Here is a 17429-nt window from a genome sequence, read left to right on the forward strand (position 1 = left end):
AACAATTTTGATATTAATTATCATTGATTTTAATCAAGATTAAAATAAATATCCCATTCTAACAATAAATCTCTTTTTTTCAAGAGGTTGATACTCTCTTAGATTATAGTGTGTTAAAAACGAGATTCCTGCTCCTAGATGAATTTTTGGTTTGCCAAAAGGGATAAACTCGATTTGCGGTGTTATATAACCCGCATTTCCGCTAAATGCTTTAAAAGGAAGCATAGATCTAAGCGGCGCGTTTGTGTCATCACCCATATCAGTTTTGGTATTATAGGTGAAATTGTACTCAATTCCGACATTTATCTGCTTTGTTACAGCTTTTGTTGTTGAGAGATTTACACATATCTCATCTCCATAATCATAATCATTATCTGCTTTTGGTCGATATGTATACATTGTATGTGCATCAAACTCCCAGTTTTCATCTATTATTTTTGTAATACCGAGTCCAATTTTGTATTCGAACTCTCCGGTGCCCATTTGTGTAGGCATAGGTGTGTTTACACCATTTGCAACAGCTGGTGCTTTAACAAACGAGCCGTTTGTTGCTCCTGTTGGAATCTTAAGTCCGCCATCAATAGATAGTTGATATCCATATTCGTTTATAGGCAAAAGAACATGACGCGCGGCTAAGATTATATCGCCTAACCCTCTGTTGTCAATAGCAACATCACTTGCTCCTAAGCTGGCTTTTGCTTTTATGTTTTTATATGGAACAATTAGACTGATTGTTGTTTTCTTGTTTAATCCATAGTGTAAACCGACAATAGTTATATTGGCAGTAGCATCTAGTTTTTCTCTGTTTTGAACTTCATTTGTACCATCAAACATGCTAGTTCTCTCAAAGTTAATATGTTTTATCCCCATTTTTAATTTTCCCTCAGGTAAAACTAATCCACCGCCATTTGAGTTAATAGCAGGTATAACATCTGCACTTAAAATAAACGGAACCAAAAGAAGAGATTTTATAAATATTTTTTTCATTGTGTACCCTTTTTATATTGATATTCATTCTCAAGTAGAACTTTATAGTAGTTTCCCTTAATTAAATATAAAATTGATATTCATTCTCAATAAACCGTCTTTCTTTAGGACTCTTTTAAAAAAGTTTTGGATAAAATCATATTTATGAATTTAAATGATTATAAAAAAGCTGTAGAGAAGCTAAATCTATACGCATACCACTATTATGTTCTTGATGATCCGATTACGACTGATGAGGTGTACGATAAACTCTATCATGAGGTCTTGGAATACGAAGAGCATCACAAAGAGGATATTTTGCCCTCTTCACCTACACAAAGAATAGGTGATGTAGTCTCTGAAGGATTTTCAAAAGCTCATCATCTTAGCCGTATGTGGAGTTTAGAGGATGTTTTTGACTCTGAGGGTTTGCAAAAGTGGCTTACAAAAACATACAAGTTAGATAAAAACATAACATTTTACTGCGAACCGAAGTATGACGGAGCAAGCTTGAATCTTATCTATGAAGATGGGAAACTTACTCAAGGTATAACCCGCGGAGACGGAAGTGTAGGCGAACTGATAACGCAAAATGTGAAAACAATCCGCTCGATTCCATTGGTTATAAATCATAAAGATAGAATTGAGATTAGAGGTGAAGTTGTACTCTATAAAGATGAATTTTTTAGAATAAATCAAGAGAGAGCAGCAAAAGGCGAAGCGGTTTTTGCAAACCCCAGAAATGCCGCGGCAGGAGGTCTAAGACAGCTTGACTCAAGCATTACCGCTTCAAGAAATCTTGTCTTTTTGCCTTACGGTGTCGGAGAGAACACTCTGGAGCATAAACTTTTAAGTCAAAGAATGGATTATATCTACTCTCTTGGTTTTAAAAAACCGCCGCTTCGAGCTACATGTAAAAATTTTGATGAGATAGAAGCTGTATATGAAGAGATGAACAAAAATCGCGACAGCTACGCGATGATGCTTGATGGCATGGTTATAAAAGTAAATGAAATAGCTGCGCAGATAGATATGGGTTACACCGTTAAAAACCCCCGTTTTTCAGTTGCTTACAAATTTCCTGCAGTTGAGAAGATAACCACGCTAAAAGAGATAGCTCTTCAAGTGGGACGAACGGGTGTGGTTACTCCGGTTGCTATTGTAGAGCCGACAAATATTGATGGCGTTGTAGTTGAGCGTGCGACACTGCACAATTTTGATGAGATTGATAGAAAAGATATCCGCATAAATGACAAGGTCATCATCCTTAGAAGTGGTGATGTTATACCAAAAATCATAAAAGTTTTAACTCATGAGAGAGATGGAAGTGAAATTAAATATGAGCGACCGACAACTTGCCCGGTTTGTGGCAGTGAGCTTTTGGATGAGGGTGTGCTTCTAAAGTGTCAAAATCTAAAATGTGAAGCTAGAGTTATCAACTCCATCATCTATTTTGCCTCAAAACCGTGTCTAAATATTGACGGCTTGGGCTCTAAAATAGTAGAGGCACTTTTTAATTCAGGGCTTGTTAAAAGTGTTCTTGATTTGTTTGATTTAACCTTAAATAAACTCTTAACTTTAGAGGGTTTCAAAGAGAAAAAGGCGCAAAATCTGCTTGATTCGCTTGAAGCCGCAAAAGGGTGTGATTACTGGCGGTTTGTAAACTCTTTGGGGATTGAGCATATCGGAGAGGTGGCGTCTAAAACTCTAAGTAGCAGGTTTGGAAGTTCTTTTATAGATGCCACAAAAGAGGAACTAGTCTCGTTAGAGGGTTTTGGAGAGGAGATGACGGAGTCGGTTTTGGAGTTTGTCAGAGTAAACAGAGATACTATATTAAAACTCCAAGAGATTTTGCGTCCGCTTGAACCAAAGCAGAGAGAAGAGGCAAAAGAGAATCCGTTTAAAGGTAAAAGTGTAGTGCTTACGGGAAGCATGAGCGAGTCAAGAGACGCTACAAAAGAGATGCTGGAAGCTTTGGGTGCAAAAGTGGTAAGTTCAGTCTCCAAAAAAACTGATTTTGTTATCTATGGCGAAGATGCAGGAAGCAAATATGATAAAGCTGTGAACTTGGGCGTTGCTGTTCTTAGTGAGCAAGAGATGAGGAAAAAAATTGAGCAGACTTGATAACTATCTGGTAGAAAACTATCTGTGCGAGAGCAGAAACAAGGCACAAGCACTTATAAAAAAGGGGCTTGTAAGCGTAAACGGAGAACAGATAATAAAGACATCGCATAAACTAAAAGAGAGCGACAAAGTAACTCTAAAAGAGCATAAAGAGTATGTTTCTCGTGCAGCTTTTAAACTGAGTGCATTTTTGGATGAGTTGGGGCTTGATGTAAAAGGGATGAGCGCGCTAGATATCGGCTCTTCAACGGGCGGATTTACTCAGGTATTGCTAGAGGGCGGAGTTGCAGAAGTTACGGCTGTTGATGTGGGACGAGATCAGTTGCATACAAGTCTGAAAAATGATGAGAGAGTCCGCTCTTACGAAGGTTGTGACATAAGAGAATTTAAGAGCGACAAAGAGTTTGACATAGTGGTAAGCGATGTCGCTTTTATCTCTCTGCTTTATATATTGGATGTCGTCGATAGACTTGCAAAAGATAAAATCATTCTGCTTTTTAAACCGCAGTTTGAGGTCGGGCGAGAGGCAAAAAGAGATAGAAACGGTGTCGTGACCGATGAAAAAGCAATACTTAACGCCATGATAAAGTTTGAAGATGCTTGTGCTTTGCTAGGGTGGAAACTGATTTTAAAATCGCCTTCAAAACTCACAGGCAAAGAGGGCAATCTTGAGTATTGCTACTTTTTTGAGAAACAAAATAGAGCATGAAGCCTTTTAACAATAACAAGTAATTTTCTCATTTAAATGTACTACATTTTATGTGTTCATATATTTAGCTGATATAAAGCTGTTTGATATATAATTTTTGTTGAATAAATAGTTATTATCAGATATGATTGACATCTAAAATAAGATAAAGAGCAAAGAAATGAATGATTCTATACTCGATTATGAGGGTGAGATGTGGCAATTGTTTAATGTCACAAAAACAGAAATGCCGGATTTAGCGGAAGCATATTATGGCCCTGTCAAAGATGCGGTTTATCGAGATGGAGCCATGAATCTCAAAACCAAAAGATTGATGTCTTTGGCTGTGGCTATTCAAGCAGGATGTAAAGATTGCATGATTTCTCAAACATCTAAAGCTTTAGAACTTGGTGCAACAACAGAAGAAATATTCGAAACCTGCTCTGTGGCTGTTAGCATGGGGGGAACCCTTGCGTGGAGCAAAGCACTTGTAGTTGCAGATTACTTGAGAGAGAAAGAATTAATTAAATAGGCCATAACAAGTTATTCGTGCAGGGCATGCTCTTCGTTATCTATTATAAAGAGAAAGATGCGAGACTTTTCTTGTTTTAATTCTCCACAGTGAAAACGAGAAAAAACTTACGAACAAAAAGGGTAATCTGGAATATTACTACTGTTCTGAAAAATAAATTATTCAATTATAATTATATAAATATAATAATTATGAAAATATTTTTTACAAAAAAGCAATCCTAAAAAATGACAGTATTTCTTTATTTTTAGAAAAATAAACATAAATAATTTAACAAATAAACCATGGAGAAAATAAAATGAGTAGTTTTGCAGTAGATGTCGTCGGTATCGTGGGTGTAGCAATGGTTTTGGCAACATATTTTTTGTTGCAGAGTGAAAAAATAGATGCCAAAGGCTTTTTCTACTCGTTTTTTAACTTTTTAGGTGCACTTCTTATTGTCTATTCACTCTTGTATAACTGGAATTTCGCCTCTTTTATCATAGAATTTTTCTGGATATTGATAAGCGTGTATGGGCTTTATAAGTGGTATAAAAACAAAAAGCAAAATGCTTTTAATGATAAAATATAGACCTTTTTGATAAAATTTTGCATAAAAAAGAGAGAAGCTATTTTGCTAGAGAGGAAAAAGATTTGAAAAACAGCACATCCATAGCTATAGGCGGCTTTGACGGGATGCATATCGGACATCAACAGCTTTTTTCGGCACTTGATGAGAAGAGTACTATAGTTGTTATCGAGACGGGTTATGCAAACCTTACTCCAAAAAAAGAGCGTGAGCACTTTTCGCACTTTCCTTTTCTTTATCTTGAACTTGAGGATATCCGCCACTTTAGTGGGGAGGAGTTTATAGCTTTTTTAAAAGAGAAGTTTCCAAAACTCCAAAAGATAGTAGTCGGGTATGATTTTCACTTTGGAAAAAATAGAAAATACTCTTTTAATGACCTCAAAACTCTATTTGATGGAGAGGTAGATGTGATTGAAGAGGTGACTCTGCACGGCGATTCGGTTCACTCTCACAAGATAAGAGCAAAGCTTCAAATCGGAGATATTGAGGGAGCCAACGCTTTTTTAGGGCATAATTACACCATCAAAGGCAAAGTGGTAGCAGGTCAGGGCATAGGCAAAAAAGAGCTAGTCGCTACTATAAATGTAGAAGCGAAAGAGTTTTTAATGCCAAAAGAGGGTGTTTATGCAACACTTACACGCATTGATGACGAGGAACATTTTCATCCATCGGTCTCGTTTGTCGGGCATAGAGTAACAACGGATGGAAGTTTCGCGTTAGAGAGCCACATACTTGATAGCGAAGTGTTATGTAAAGAGCGCGCAAGTATCAGTTTTGTTAACTTTATCAGAGAGAACAAAAAATTTGACTCGTTAGACGAGTTAAGAAAAGCTATAAAAAAAGATATAGCAACCGCTTCAAAGGAGCTAAAATTTCTACAATTATAAAAGAGTTAGATAGAGAGTATCTACACAGCATACAGGATATCGATTTAAAATTTTACCAAAATGAGAAGGATTTCGTAGTTGATGAGATTCCTATGGAAGAGTTTTTAGGCAGAGGAAATTACCTCATACTAAAGGTGCAAAAAGTTGAACTCACCACTTGGGATATGATTGCCATCTTCGCAGAGCATCTTATGATTCCCGCTCAAAAGATAGGTTACGCAGGACTTAAAGACAAGCATGCAACGACTACGCAGTATATATCGCTAGAGACAAAACATGAGTATGCGCTTAAAAAATTTCAGCACAAGCAGATTAAGATATTAAGCATGACAAGACACTCTCACTCCATAAGAATGGGAGATTTGGCAGGAAACAGATTTAGCATAAATCTTTACGAGGTTGATGCGATAGACGCAGGAAAGATAGAAAAAGTTGCCAGAAAAATAGCTAAAAGCGGACTTCCAAACTACTTCGGATACCAAAGATTTGGGCGCGATGCAGATAGCATTGAGCAGGCTAGAGAGATGATAAAGGGTGAGCTATTCATAGAAGATGCGAAGCTTAAGAGTTTTTTGATCTCGGTTTATCAGAGCTACTATTTTAACGAGTGGCTAAGAGAGAGGGTGATGTTAAGCAAAGAGAGCGACTCTTCGGAGTTTATGCTTCTTAGCGGTGATGTGTTTGTCTCAAAAGATGGCAAACTCTCAACTCCAAAGCTGATACCCTCAAAAGAGTTTGCGGCAAAGAAGATCGTCCCAACTGGACTTTTATGCGGCAGAGATGTATTTCGCGCCAAATATGATGCAGCGGAGATAGAAAAAAAGTATGATGATGAGTTTTTGCAAGAAAAAGGGCAGAGACGCGAAGCTCTAGTTTATCCTACCGATATTGAGTGTAAATATGTTAAAAAAGAGACAATGTTAAATATCTCTTTTACGATGCCAAAAGGCTCTTATGCAACTGTGTTTTTAGAGAGTATTGCGGGGAAAAACTATAGTGCAAAAGATGTAAAAAGAGATAAAAGCAAAAAAAAGAGATAAATTTTTTCTCGTATTATAAAAGTTTAATTAAATTTTTACTATAATCACACAATTATTACAAGACAGGGAGTACACCTATGGGTGAATTGTTCACATTTTTCGGTCTAATTTCTCACGATAAGACTTTTATCTACATGACGCACATGCTGCTATCAGCAGGTATCGCTTTGATACTAGTAAAGATGGCTATGTCAAACTTAAAAATGGTTCCGACAGGAACTCAAAATGTAATGGAAGCATATATTTCAGGTGTTCTAAAAATGGGAACAGATGTTATGGGTGAAGAGAATGCTCGCCGTTATCTTCCGCTTGTTGCGACTATCGGTCTTTTTGTAGGTATTGCAAACTTAATCGGCGTTATTCCTGGTTTTGAAGCTCCGAGCGCATTTTTAGAGTTTGCTTTTACACTTGCTCTTTCAGTATTTATCTACTACAACTATGAAGGTATCCGCCGTCAAGGTGTTATCAAATATTTTAAACACTTTATGGGCCCTGTTTGGTGGTTATACTGGTTGATGTTCCCGATTGAAATAGTTTCTCACTTCTCTCGTTTAGTATCTCTTAGCTTCCGTCTTTTTGGAAATGTTAAAGGTGACGATATGTTTTTGATGGTAATCCTTATGCTTGCTCCATGGGTTCTTCCTTTGATCCCTTTTGCTCTTCTTACATTTATGGCATTCCTTCAAGCATTCATCTTTATGATGCTTACTTTTGTTTACCTCGGCGGTGCAATAGCTGTTGAAGAACACTAACAGTTAAAGAACATGCAAAAAGATAAATTCGACAGAATTATTAGCTTTTTGCTTGGAGCATCATGGGCAATAGTTATCTTTGGTGCTTTTATAACCTTTCAGCTCTTCTCCTTTTTGGGATTTTCATTTGCTTTTTTTATTACAATAGCTTTTATAGTTGTTTCGTTTTTTTTAATTTTAATGCTTGATGCTTTCTCGGTAAATAGAGAAAAATTAGAAGAGATCAAAAAACAGACAGAACTTCTAAAAAAAATATACTCTAAAGATATTATAGAAGAAAACTAGATTATTGATTGTAGCATACAACTTTGTTGCGGCCGTCTCTTTTTGCTTGATAAAGAGCTTTATCAGCATTTTCAATTACTGAATTTTCATTGTCCTCATCTCTGCATTCATAAATACCAAAACTGGCTGTTATTTTACCTACTGTTGTAAAATCAAACTTCTCTATCTCTCTTCTTAAGTTTTCTGCCAAAGCAAATGTTCCTTTTTGATCAGTTTGTGTACAGATGATTATAAACTCTTCACCACCCCATCTGCCTAAAAAATCAGTATCTCTAATATTGTCTTTTTAAATTTGCGAAAACTCTTTTAAAATTAAATCACCTATAAGATGCCCATGTGTGTCATTTACAAGTTTAAAGTAATCTATATCTATTAAAATAACAGAAAATGTATGATCATATCTTCTTTTTCTTTTTAGTTCTATCTCAATTATTTCATCAATTTTAACTCTATTGTATACATTTGTAAGCCTGTCTATAATGTATAGTTTATCGAGCTTCTCTTTAGCTTTTGTTAGTTTCTCATGACTTTTATGAAGTTTATTTATAAAAATATTTATAGATCTTACAATTTGACCGAGTTCATCATAAGAAACTATCTTGAGCCTTTTTTCAAAATTAACATCTCCATATGCTATTTCGTTTGAGTCGTCAATAATTCTTTGTATTTTATATTTTAAATCTTTATAAACCAAGAATATAATTATAGAGGAGATAAAAAACCATATAAAAAATATAAAACTTCCATACAATAAAATAATATTTGCTTCGTTATAAAGTGAGTTGATATTTTTTTCAATATTTTCTTTTGTTAAAAATTTTAAATCATTAAATAATTTATCAACTTTATTGTAATTTTGAACTAAAATTTTTGTATCATTTTCGATATTTTGATAGTGATAACTATTTTGTATTATTTTTATAGAGACATCTTTGGCTCTTTTGTAGTAGTTTTCAAAAGCGGTTATACTTTGTGTAATCTCTTTTTTATAGTTGCTGTTTATATATTTATTTAAATTTTCTCTTATTTTATCAGCATTTTTGTCAGAGGCAGATATCCACTCTATCTCTTTTGCTGATACTGCGCTATTTATATCATTTGTAATTTTTTCTAACAGTAAAATATTATTTTGTGAAGCTTCATTTAACGGTATTAACGCACTGTTGGCGATATTTACAGACTGTTTCATCTCTAACATAATAAAAAATATAAAGAAATAAAATGGTATAACTAAAAGTAGACCAAATATAGGAGCTAGTAGAAATTTTTTAAGAATTGAAAGAGAATTGTAATAAAAGAGCAGTTTCTTAATTTTCTTCATAAATAATTTTCCATTCATCCCTTATATTTTTTTTATTGATATAAACAATAGTATTTACTTCTTTAAGTTTGTTTACAATATCTTCCCACTCAAGTCTTTTTGAGATAGGTTCCCTTCCCGTAAAAACTAATCTAGCCCAATAACTATTATACTGAAATTCACTCTTGCACAAAACTGTATTACAGAATTCATTGTGTAAATTTTCATTATTTGAGAGAATCGGCTTAACTTTTACACCATCTATTGTATCTGTTTTTGCTAAATATATATATTGGATTATCTCTTTTGAAATAGTGTCTATTTGAGAATTTTTATTTGTTACAACTACTATTTGCGCATTTAAAGAGTAGATACTAAACAGAAGTAACAAAAAAGTTTTCATGTAGTAATCTCTTTCAAAATATAAAATCCATAGCAAATGAAAATACATTTAAATTTTGCGGTTTTTCTAAAGAGCTTAAATGATAACTTCCAAAATCTCCCTTTGGAGTAACATATTCATACTGAAATTTTATGTCAAGATTGTTGTTTATATAGTATTTTATGCCCACTGTTTTTGATGTTTGTGCCAAGTTTTGAGCGCGAAGCAGAGTGTTTAAATCATCTGAAGCTGTATTTGCATCATAGGTGGCTTCATCCATCTCACTTTGTGCATAAGTTATAAAGGGGATTAGTTTGTTAAAGCTATATGCAAGTGTAATAGAGTATCCATGAGTATCTGCAAAAAAACTAGAAATTTTTCTTTGTCCGTACTCAGTAGAAAATAAAAAGTTTTTATAATCCAAAAATAGTCCAAAACTTAAATACTCAGATCTTTTATCTTTATATTCATACTGATCTGCCAACGCACTTAATCCGGATATTCTCAGGTTTTTAAAGAGTTGATTTAAGTCTTGATTTGATGCAGTTATATCGGCGTTTAGATATGTGACTCTTGCTTGTAAAGCAGTTGTCCCAAAAGTCAAATTTAGCGTATATAAGTTATCAATTTCAACATCTACTTTTTGATTCAGTGAATGGATAGGAACAGTCAGCTCTTCTTTGCCGTAGCCAGCCTGAATAGTATAAAAGTATTTATCTATAAGGTTTGAGTAGATTATTTGTGCTCCGTTGTAAGATGAAAACGGGACTTGCCCATAAACTTCAACACTCTCTCTTATCATAAGGGTCGAATAACCTATGTTTAAATTTTCTGAGTTTCTGTAATAAGGCGTTCTGATTCTGCCTAGTTTGAGGATAAAATTTTCATTTGAGTCAAATTTTAAGTATCCTTGATCAAATTTTGCCCTTACTTTATCATCGTAATCATTCTTTGCTATGCCTTGAAGAAGTATTGAGTAATTTTCATTTATCGTAAAAGTACTTTGCAGCCCGATTATGGTGTCTGTTTCAAAACTTAAATCACCAGAGGAGCCATCTTTTTGGAAAATATCTTTTCTGTATATATAGTTGCTATTGTCATTATATACACTGCCAATGGTGCCAAAAGCTTGAAAATCAAATTCATTTGAATGTGCAGAAAAAGTCAACAGTGATAACAATATAAGTTTAGTCGGTAAATTTTGTATTTTCATTATCTAACATTATACAATAAAAGATAACTCTTGTATTATTTCTAAAGATGTTTATGAAAGTTAAAAGCATAATTGGATAAAATCTACTCTAATTTTATACTTTTATCAAGGAACATTATGTTTGAAACAGTTATTGGATTAGAAGTCCATGTTCAACTAAATACAAAATCAAAACTTTTTTGCTCGTGTCCGACAAGTTTTAATCACAAACAAAATACAAATACATGTCCAACCTGCCTGGCACTTCCCGGAGCACTGCCTGTTTTGAATAAAGAAGTACTTCATAAATCAGTAATGCTTGGAGAGGCTATCGATGCGACTATAAATCAAACATCATATTTTGACAGAAAAAGCTATTTTTATCCAGATAGCCCATCGGCTTATCAAATCACGCAACTTTATACTCCAGTAATAGAGCATGGAAAACTTCGCATCGATTTTCTCGAAGAGGGTGCACAGCATCAAAAGAGCGGTTCGCATAAAACGATTCGTATAAACCGTGCACACATTGAAGCAGATGCAGGAAAAAATATCCATGAAGGTGATATCTCAAAAGTTGATTTAAATCGCGCAGGAACTCCTCTTTTAGAGATAGTGAGCGAACCTGATATGAGAAGTGCCGAAGAGGCAATCCTTTATCTAAAAAAACTCCACTCAATTATCCGCTATCTTGATATAGGTGACGCAAACATGCAAGAGGGGTCATTTCGTGTTGATGTAAATGTGTCTATTCGTCCAAAAGGGGATGAGAAACTTTATACGCGTGTAGAGATAAAAAATATCAACAGCTTTAGATTTATCCAGAAAGCTATAGAACTTGAAGTTGCTCGTCAGACAGAAGCTTGGGAAGATGGCGTTTATGATAAAGAGATAGTTCAAGAGACAAGACTTTTTGATCAGGTAAAACAAGAAACTCGCTCAATGCGCGGCAAAGAAGAAGCGGCTGATTATCGTTATTTTCCTGAGCCGGATCTCTTAAAAGCTGTAGTAACTGATGAGATGATGGAAGAGTTTAGCAAAATTCCTGAACTTCCTGATGAGAAGATGGAGCGTTTTGTAAGAGACTACGGCATGAGTGAGTATAATGCGATTGTTGTAACATCTTCAGTTGAGATGGCGCACTTTTTTGAGGCGATGATGGAAGAGGGCATTAGTGCAAAAAATGCTATTACATGGTTAACTGTTGAGCTCCAGGCTAGACTTAAGGGCGATGTAAATATTACCAATTCTCCTATTGATGCTAAAAAGCTTGGATTTTTAGTCAAAAGAATAGAAGATGGCACTATAAGCGGAAAAGCAGCTAAAGAGGTTCTTGATTATCTTATGCAAAACAGTGTTGATGTGGATAGTGCAATTGATACGCTTGGTCTTAAGCAGGTTAGCGATACGGGTGCAATTGAAGCTATTTGTGATGCCATCATTGCTGCAAACGGCGATAAAGCTGAGCAATATAAAAACGGCAAAGATAAATTATTTGGCTTTTTTGTAGGGCAGGTTATGAAAGAGTCAAAAGGAAGTGCAAATCCTCAAACTGTAAATGAAATTTTAAAAACAAAACTGGGATAGTAGTTTTGTTTAAACCTTTATTGGTAAATAGTGCATATTATATAAATACATCAAAAAAGTATGCAAAAATAAAACATTTTTTTTATAATCTGCTTGAAAACAGTAATTATAAATACAAAAGAGTGTTTGATCTTTTTATGATAGTGCTTATTTTTTCAAGTGTTGTCATTCTAATCAGAGAGGTAAAATCTCCTATTAATGACGGTTTGCTCTTTTTTAACAATTATGTAATTTCAATTATATTTTTTATTGAGTATATGCTTAGATTTTGGATAAGCAGCAGTATTACTGAAGTGATTATAAAACAGAGCGAGCATGATCTTATGCTCGGAGATGAGTTTAAAGCAGCTAAAGCTTTAAAAAAAATAGCTCTAATTAAACTTAAATATGTTTTTTCAGTCAAAGCTATTATAGATCTTTTAGCAATAATTCCGTTTTTTCATCAGCTTAAACTTTTTATACTTTTTCGTGTTTTTAAACTCTTTAGATATGCAAAAAGTATACAAACATTTGCCTCTATCATCGCTACAAAAAAATTTGAGTTTTTTACTCTTTTTACCTTTGCATCTATTGTTATTTTTGTTTCATCAGTTCTTGTCTATGTAATGGAAGCCAATAATCCTGCGTCTGCGGTAAATACTTTTTTTGAAGCTATCTATTGGTCAATTGTTACAATTTCAACTGTCGGCTATGGAGATATAACTCCTATAACCCAAGAGGGCAGAATTGTATCAATGTTTGTCATAATAGCAGGTATTGCGGTTTTTTCATTTACAACATCATTAATTGTCACCGGATTTACAGAAAAGTTAGATGAAATAAAAGATAAAAAACTTCTTGATGATATTGCGAATATGAAAAAATTTTATCTAATTTGCGGTTATGAAGATATATCAAAAGAGATTTCAAAAAAGCTTATACAAAGCAATAAAGTTATTATTTTAGAAGAGAATCATGAGAAAGCTTCTCAGGCAAAAAAAGATGGTTTTTTTGTACTAAATTATGACCCTGGAAGTATAGAGAGTTATCAAAAACTAAAAATTAATATACAAGAGCAGGTAAAAGCCATTTTATGTCTAAGCCACAGTGATGTGGAAAATGTATATACCACGCTTACAATACGCTCTTTTAATAAAGATGTTTTTATCTTATCTATTTTAAAAAATAAAATCAACAAAAATAAGCTGCTTTTTGCAGGAGTAAATGAACTTTTTTATGAAAAAGAGCTTATAGGCATGATTGCCAAAGGATTTATAGGACAGCCGGTTGCTTTTGAACTTATTCACGCTTTGCGTTCAAGTTATAATGGTGTTGATATGCAAGAGATAGTTGTAAGTGAGAGAATACTAGATAGTTTCACAATAGTTGGAAATTTAAAGTATAAAAAATATAAAATTCTGCTTTTGGGAATTTATAAAAAAAGTCAAAAAGAGTTTTGTTTTAATCCGCCTGATACAACAACTTTGGAACTTGGTGATTATCTTTTAATTATAGGAAATATACAGTTTATAAAAGAATTTAGCAATTTCCTGCATAAAAAGAGTGATGTATGACAGAAAAAACAGCATTGATATTTGGATATAACGATTACACCTTTGAGATAGTTAAAAATATATCGCTGCATTATGAAAATATACAAATTTTTAAATTGGATGAAAATGAAAAAATTATTCAAAACAGCAAATATAAAATATCACAGTTTGATTTAAGTGACAATTGGGATGACCTAAGAGAGAGTGTAGATATAAAGAGGTGCGTTGCATTTTGTATTTTGGAAAATATGGCAGAAAATATATTTTTAACTATTTCACTTAGAGATACTTTCAAAGATTTAACAATAGTTGCATTAGCTAAAGATAAAGAGAGTGAAGAGAAGCTTCTTTTAGCAGGAGCTTCAAGAATCCTTCCGACTATTCAAACTACTGCAAATATCATTGTTGAAATGCTGGAAAAACCTATAGTCAGTGAAGTGCTTCATAATATTTTATATGAAAAAAGTGATCTTAAAATTGCTCAAATCAGAGTTGATAATAGTGAGTTTTTTAACAAAGAATATCCTGCGGATATTGATTGGGGCGAAGAGTATGGAGTTATTGTTTTATCTGTTTTAAGCGAGGAGATGGCTATGGAATTTATTTACTCCTCAAAAGCGAAGCATCATCAGATCAAAGAAGGTGATATTTTTGTAGTAGTAGGGTATGAACAGGATATCAAAAATTTTGAAAATATAATAGGAGGGCAGATATGACTAAAATAGGGGTTATCGGAGCCGGAAAATGGGGGAGTGCGCTCGCATTTGCTTTAAGTGAAAAATGCGAAGTCTATATCACTTCAAGAACACCCAGGGATATTAAAAATTTTATTTCGCTTGAAGAGATTTTAAAATTAGAGTATCTTGTTATTGCTATTCCTGCACAACAGATATCATCTTGGCTGGAAGAAAATTTTAAATATAACAATCAAAAAATATTGGTTGCATCCAAAGGTATAGAGGCAACAACAGGAAGATTTTTAAATGAAATATATGCAAAATATGTTCCAAATGAAAATATAGCTTTTCTTTCAGGTCCCTCATTTGCAGCAGAAGTTATAAAATCTTTACCGACTGCTCTTGTGATTAACTCTAAAAATGAAAAGCTTAGTGCTGCATTTGCTTCCTTTTTTCCATCTTTTATAAAGACATATACATCTACAGATGTAGTTGGTGCCGAAATTGCAGGAGCATATAAAAATGTAATAGCTATAGCTGCGGGCATATGTGAAGGCTTAAATCTTGGCAAAAATGCTTCAGCATCTCTTATATCCAGAGGTTTGGTTGAGATGCATAGATTTGGAAAAGAGTATGGTGCAAAAGATGATACTTTTATAGGGCTTAGTGGATCAGGCGATCTTTTTTTAACTGCATCGTCTGTAATGAGTCGAAATTTTCGTGTCGGGTTGGGTATAGCAAAAGGCAAATCTAAAGAGGACATAGTAGAAGAGCTTGGAGAAGTTGCCGAAGGAATAGGGACTACTTATGCACTTTATGAAATAGCAAAGAAAAAAGATCTCTATCTTCCTATCGCAAAAGAAGTTTACAATATGTTAGAAGGTACAGACCCTCATGTCAGCTTAAGTAATTTTTTGGCAAGTTAACAGTCAAAAAATGACTGTTAAAAGGTTTTGTTTTCTAGGATATATTCGGCGATTAGTTTAATCTCATCTTCTGTAACTTTGCCTTCTTGTGAAGGCATAACGCCAAACAATTTTTTTGTTTCTACAGGAAAAAGCATTTTTTCTTCCGTTGGATTGAGTGTATAATCAACTATATAGTTTATTTTATCCTCTTTGTTAGCGTATGCTTCTTTAGCTTTTTTAGCAATTGCCCAGTAAGGAGGTGCTTTCATGTTTTTTAGTTTCTCTTTTGATACAACTCCCATTAAATGGCACCCGCCACATTTTTCAACAGCTAATTCTTCCGCTTCGTTGGAAGCAAATAGCATTGTGAGAGAGGCAAGAAATAAAAATAAACCTACTATTTTTTTCACAGTTATCTCCTTTGATAAATCATGATAATCAGAATCATAACATATATTTATTAAAAACAGCTGTTTTTATAATATATCTTATTCTATTTTTAGTTAAAATTATAATTAAATAAATAGAAGGTTTTGCATGGTAGTTCATATAGTTATGTTTAAATTTCGTGATGAGAACAAAGAGTCAAATATAAAAGATGTAGCAGAGAAGCTTAATGCTCTCTCTGAGTTGATTATTGAGTTAAAAGTAATGGAGGTAGGTGTCAATTTTACAGACTCCGAGCGGGCGTTTGATCTCTCTTTGTACTCTACTTTTGAGACAAAAGAGGATCTGGGCGCTTACACTATCCATCCTGAGCATCTGAAAGTGGTAGAGCTTATAAAGTCGGTTACGATGGAATCAAAAGTCGTTGACTACGAAATCTAGGCAGAAGATATTTTGCCCATCTTCATAACTGTAGCTTAGCGAAAAGTTATGCTTGTCGCTGATTTTCTTTACAATACTGAGCCCGAGCCCGAAACCGTCTCTCTGAGAGAGCTCCTGCGTAAAGGGTTTTAGGTAGTAATCCAGCTCTTTTGAGAGCTTTTTGCCCCTGTTTATGACATATATTTTCTGCTTTGAAGCCTTCAGGGTCACAGGAGGCTCGGCAGTGTATTTGAGCGCATTGTCGATAAGGTTCTTAAGAGCAACGGAGAGATAGTGCAGATCGCCTTCTATCTTAAAATCATCCTCTACTATAAGAGCGATGCTTGATTCATCTTCTATGTAGAGCTTGCTAAGAGATTCGGTTATAAGCGTCTCGGCACTAAAAGCAGAGATGTTTAGCTTTGTAGAGTTGAGCTTCTCCAGTTCTATGAGCTCATTTGTCAGTATCTCCAGATCCGAAAATATCTTTTGAAGCAGCTCTTTTTGAGAAATATCTTCAATCTGAAGTGTTGCAAACTTTCCTTTTGCTATCGGTGTTCTAAGCTCATGCCCTATATCTCTTAGCAGCTCCTCTCTTGTCTTTATAAGCTCCTCTATCGAAGCAGCCATAGTATTAAATGCGCGTGAGAGTGTTCCTATCTCATCATTTGAGGTTACCTCAATTCTGCTTTGCATATCTCCGTTAGAGAAATTTTGTATCTCTTTTGTTATTTTTTTAAGAGGAGAGAGCAGTTTTAGTAGATATAAAAATATAAGAAAAAGGACAAAAACATCCAAAAATATGAGAATATTTAGCTTTAGTTTGTCGTTGATATTCTCCTCATCGGGAGTTTTAAGGGTGTAGTTCTCATCAAGAAAGTTTATCTCAATGACAAACTCATCTTCAAACGACGCCTTTTGGATGGAGATAAAGCCGAAAGTGTGCTTTTCATGGTATAGAACTTCTCTGTTCTTTTTATCCAGAGCATCGACTCTTTTTAGAGAGTATTTTGAGATTATCTCTTCCACTTTCTTTTTGTTGTCGATATTTTGAAATATCTCGTTGGATATCTTCAGGTACTTCTCTTTTATAAGATCATCGACTCTTTTTGAGTTAATGCTGTCGATCCAAAACCCTATAATATTCATAAGAACAAAGCTTATTAAAAAGAGTATGGATATTTTTTTGATGATCGACATAT

At 34.1% G+C, this 17429-nt stretch carries 18 protein-coding genes and 1 pseudogene; 13 read left to right on the forward strand and 6 right to left on the reverse strand.

Annotated features, from left to right (window positions below):
• Positions 1–39: 39 nt before the first annotated feature.
• Complete coding sequence (locus tag CVO_RS03170) at positions 40–987, reverse strand: transporter (RefSeq protein ID WP_159569953.1); 948 nt, start codon at positions 985–987, stop codon at positions 40–42.
• Positions 988–1131: 144 nt separating this feature from the next.
• On the opposite strand from CVO_RS03170, the gene ligA reads away from it, so the two are divergent.
• From ligA to CVO_RS03210, 8 genes are all read left to right on the forward strand, one after another.
• On the forward strand, positions 1132–3090 hold the full coding sequence (ligA, locus tag CVO_RS03175; RefSeq protein WP_159569955.1) for an NAD-dependent DNA ligase LigA: 1959 nt from the start codon (positions 1132–1134) through the stop codon (positions 3088–3090).
• A complete protein-coding gene (gene tlyA, locus CVO_RS03180) occupies positions 3077–3799 on the forward strand; it encodes a 23S rRNA (cytidine-2'-O)-methyltransferase TlyA (protein ID WP_159569957.1) in 723 nt (240 codons plus the stop codon). The genes ligA and tlyA overlap by 14 nt, the downstream gene beginning before the upstream one ends.
• 160 nt (positions 3800–3959) lie before the next feature.
• Positions 3960–4310 (forward strand): carboxymuconolactone decarboxylase family protein, encoded by a 351-nt coding sequence (locus CVO_RS03185; protein ID WP_159569959.1) that lies wholly within the window; start codon positions 3960–3962, stop codon positions 4308–4310.
• A 298-nt stretch (positions 4311–4608) separates the two neighbouring features.
• The gene (locus tag CVO_RS03190) at positions 4609–4881 is read left to right on the forward strand and encodes a CBU_0592 family membrane protein (RefSeq protein ID WP_152299592.1); all 273 of its coding nucleotides are present in this window, start codon (positions 4609–4611) and stop codon (positions 4879–4881) included.
• A 62-nt stretch (positions 4882–4943) separates the two neighbouring features.
• Positions 4944–5765 (forward strand): bifunctional riboflavin kinase/FAD synthetase, encoded by an 822-nt coding sequence (locus CVO_RS03195; protein ID WP_159569961.1) that lies wholly within the window; start codon positions 4944–4946, stop codon positions 5763–5765.
• Complete coding sequence (locus CVO_RS03200) at positions 5762–6805, forward strand: tRNA pseudouridine(13) synthase TruD (RefSeq protein ID WP_349636692.1); 1044 nt, start codon at positions 5762–5764, stop codon at positions 6803–6805. Before CVO_RS03195 ends, CVO_RS03200 begins: the two co-directional genes overlap by 4 nt.
• A gap of 77 nt (positions 6806–6882) precedes the next feature.
• Positions 6883–7557, forward strand: a complete 675-nt coding sequence (locus CVO_RS03205; RefSeq protein WP_159569963.1) for a F0F1 ATP synthase subunit A — start codon at positions 6883–6885, stop codon at positions 7555–7557.
• Between the two features lie 12 nt (positions 7558–7569).
• Positions 7570–7842, forward strand: a complete 273-nt coding sequence (locus tag CVO_RS03210; protein ID WP_152299589.1) for a hypothetical protein — start codon at positions 7570–7572, stop codon at positions 7840–7842.
• A 1-nt stretch (position 7843) separates the two neighbouring features.
• Here the strand turns inward: CVO_RS03210 and CVO_RS03220 are convergent.
• The 3 genes and pseudogenes from CVO_RS03220 to CVO_RS03230 all read right to left on the reverse strand — a co-directional run bounded on the left by CVO_RS03220 (position 7844) and on the right by CVO_RS03230 (position 10737).
• A pseudogene (locus CVO_RS03220) lies at positions 7844–9181 on the reverse strand (diguanylate cyclase).
• The gene (locus CVO_RS03225; RefSeq protein ID WP_152299587.1) at positions 9150–9545 is read right to left on the reverse strand and encodes a hypothetical protein; all 396 of its coding nucleotides are present in this window, start codon (positions 9543–9545) and stop codon (positions 9150–9152) included. Before CVO_RS03225 ends, CVO_RS03220 begins: the two are co-directional and overlap by 32 nt.
• 13 nt (positions 9546–9558) lie before the next feature.
• A complete protein-coding gene (locus CVO_RS03230) occupies positions 9559–10737 on the reverse strand; it encodes a hypothetical protein (RefSeq protein WP_152299586.1) in 1179 nt (392 codons plus the stop codon).
• A 117-nt stretch (positions 10738–10854) separates the two neighbouring features.
• Between CVO_RS03230 and gatB the strand changes: the two genes are divergently transcribed.
• Genes gatB through CVO_RS03250 form a run of 4 tightly spaced genes read left to right on the forward strand, consistent with a single transcriptional unit; the run spans position 10855 to position 15438 of the window.
• Entirely contained in the window at positions 10855–12303 is a 1449-nt protein-coding gene (gatB, locus tag CVO_RS03235) for an Asp-tRNA(Asn)/Glu-tRNA(Gln) amidotransferase subunit GatB (RefSeq protein WP_152299585.1), read from the forward strand.
• Between the two features lie 5 nt (positions 12304–12308).
• Complete coding sequence (locus CVO_RS03240) at positions 12309–13856, forward strand: ion transporter (RefSeq protein WP_159569967.1); 1548 nt, start codon at positions 12309–12311, stop codon at positions 13854–13856.
• Complete coding sequence (locus tag CVO_RS03245; RefSeq protein WP_159569969.1) at positions 13853–14551, forward strand: NAD-binding protein; 699 nt, start codon at positions 13853–13855, stop codon at positions 14549–14551. Before CVO_RS03240 ends, CVO_RS03245 begins: the two co-directional genes overlap by 4 nt.
• Entirely contained in the window at positions 14548–15438 is an 891-nt protein-coding gene (locus CVO_RS03250; protein WP_159569971.1) for an NAD(P)H-dependent glycerol-3-phosphate dehydrogenase, read from the forward strand. Before CVO_RS03245 ends, CVO_RS03250 begins: the two co-directional genes overlap by 4 nt.
• A 17-nt stretch (positions 15439–15455) precedes the next feature.
• Here CVO_RS03250 and CVO_RS03255 read toward each other — a convergent pair whose 3' ends face one another.
• Positions 15456–15830 (reverse strand): c-type cytochrome, encoded by a 375-nt coding sequence (locus tag CVO_RS03255; protein WP_159569973.1) that lies wholly within the window; start codon positions 15828–15830, stop codon positions 15456–15458.
• A 127-nt stretch (positions 15831–15957) separates the two neighbouring features.
• On the opposite strand from CVO_RS03255, the gene CVO_RS03260 reads away from it, so the two are divergent.
• Positions 15958–16248 (forward strand): Dabb family protein, encoded by a 291-nt coding sequence (locus CVO_RS03260; RefSeq protein ID WP_159569975.1) that lies wholly within the window; start codon positions 15958–15960, stop codon positions 16246–16248.
• Here CVO_RS03260 and CVO_RS03265 read toward each other — a convergent pair.
• Entirely contained in the window at positions 16222–17427 is a 1206-nt protein-coding gene (locus CVO_RS03265) for an ArsS family sensor histidine kinase (RefSeq protein ID WP_159569977.1), read from the reverse strand. The genes CVO_RS03260 and CVO_RS03265 overlap by 27 nt on opposite strands.
• Positions 17428–17429 lie beyond the last annotated feature (2 nt).

Source organism: Sulfurimonas sp. CVO (assembly GCF_009883775.1).
In the GTDB taxonomy this organism is placed as follows: Bacteria; Campylobacterota; Campylobacteria; order Campylobacterales; family Sulfurimonadaceae; genus Sulfurimonas; species Sulfurimonas xiamenensis.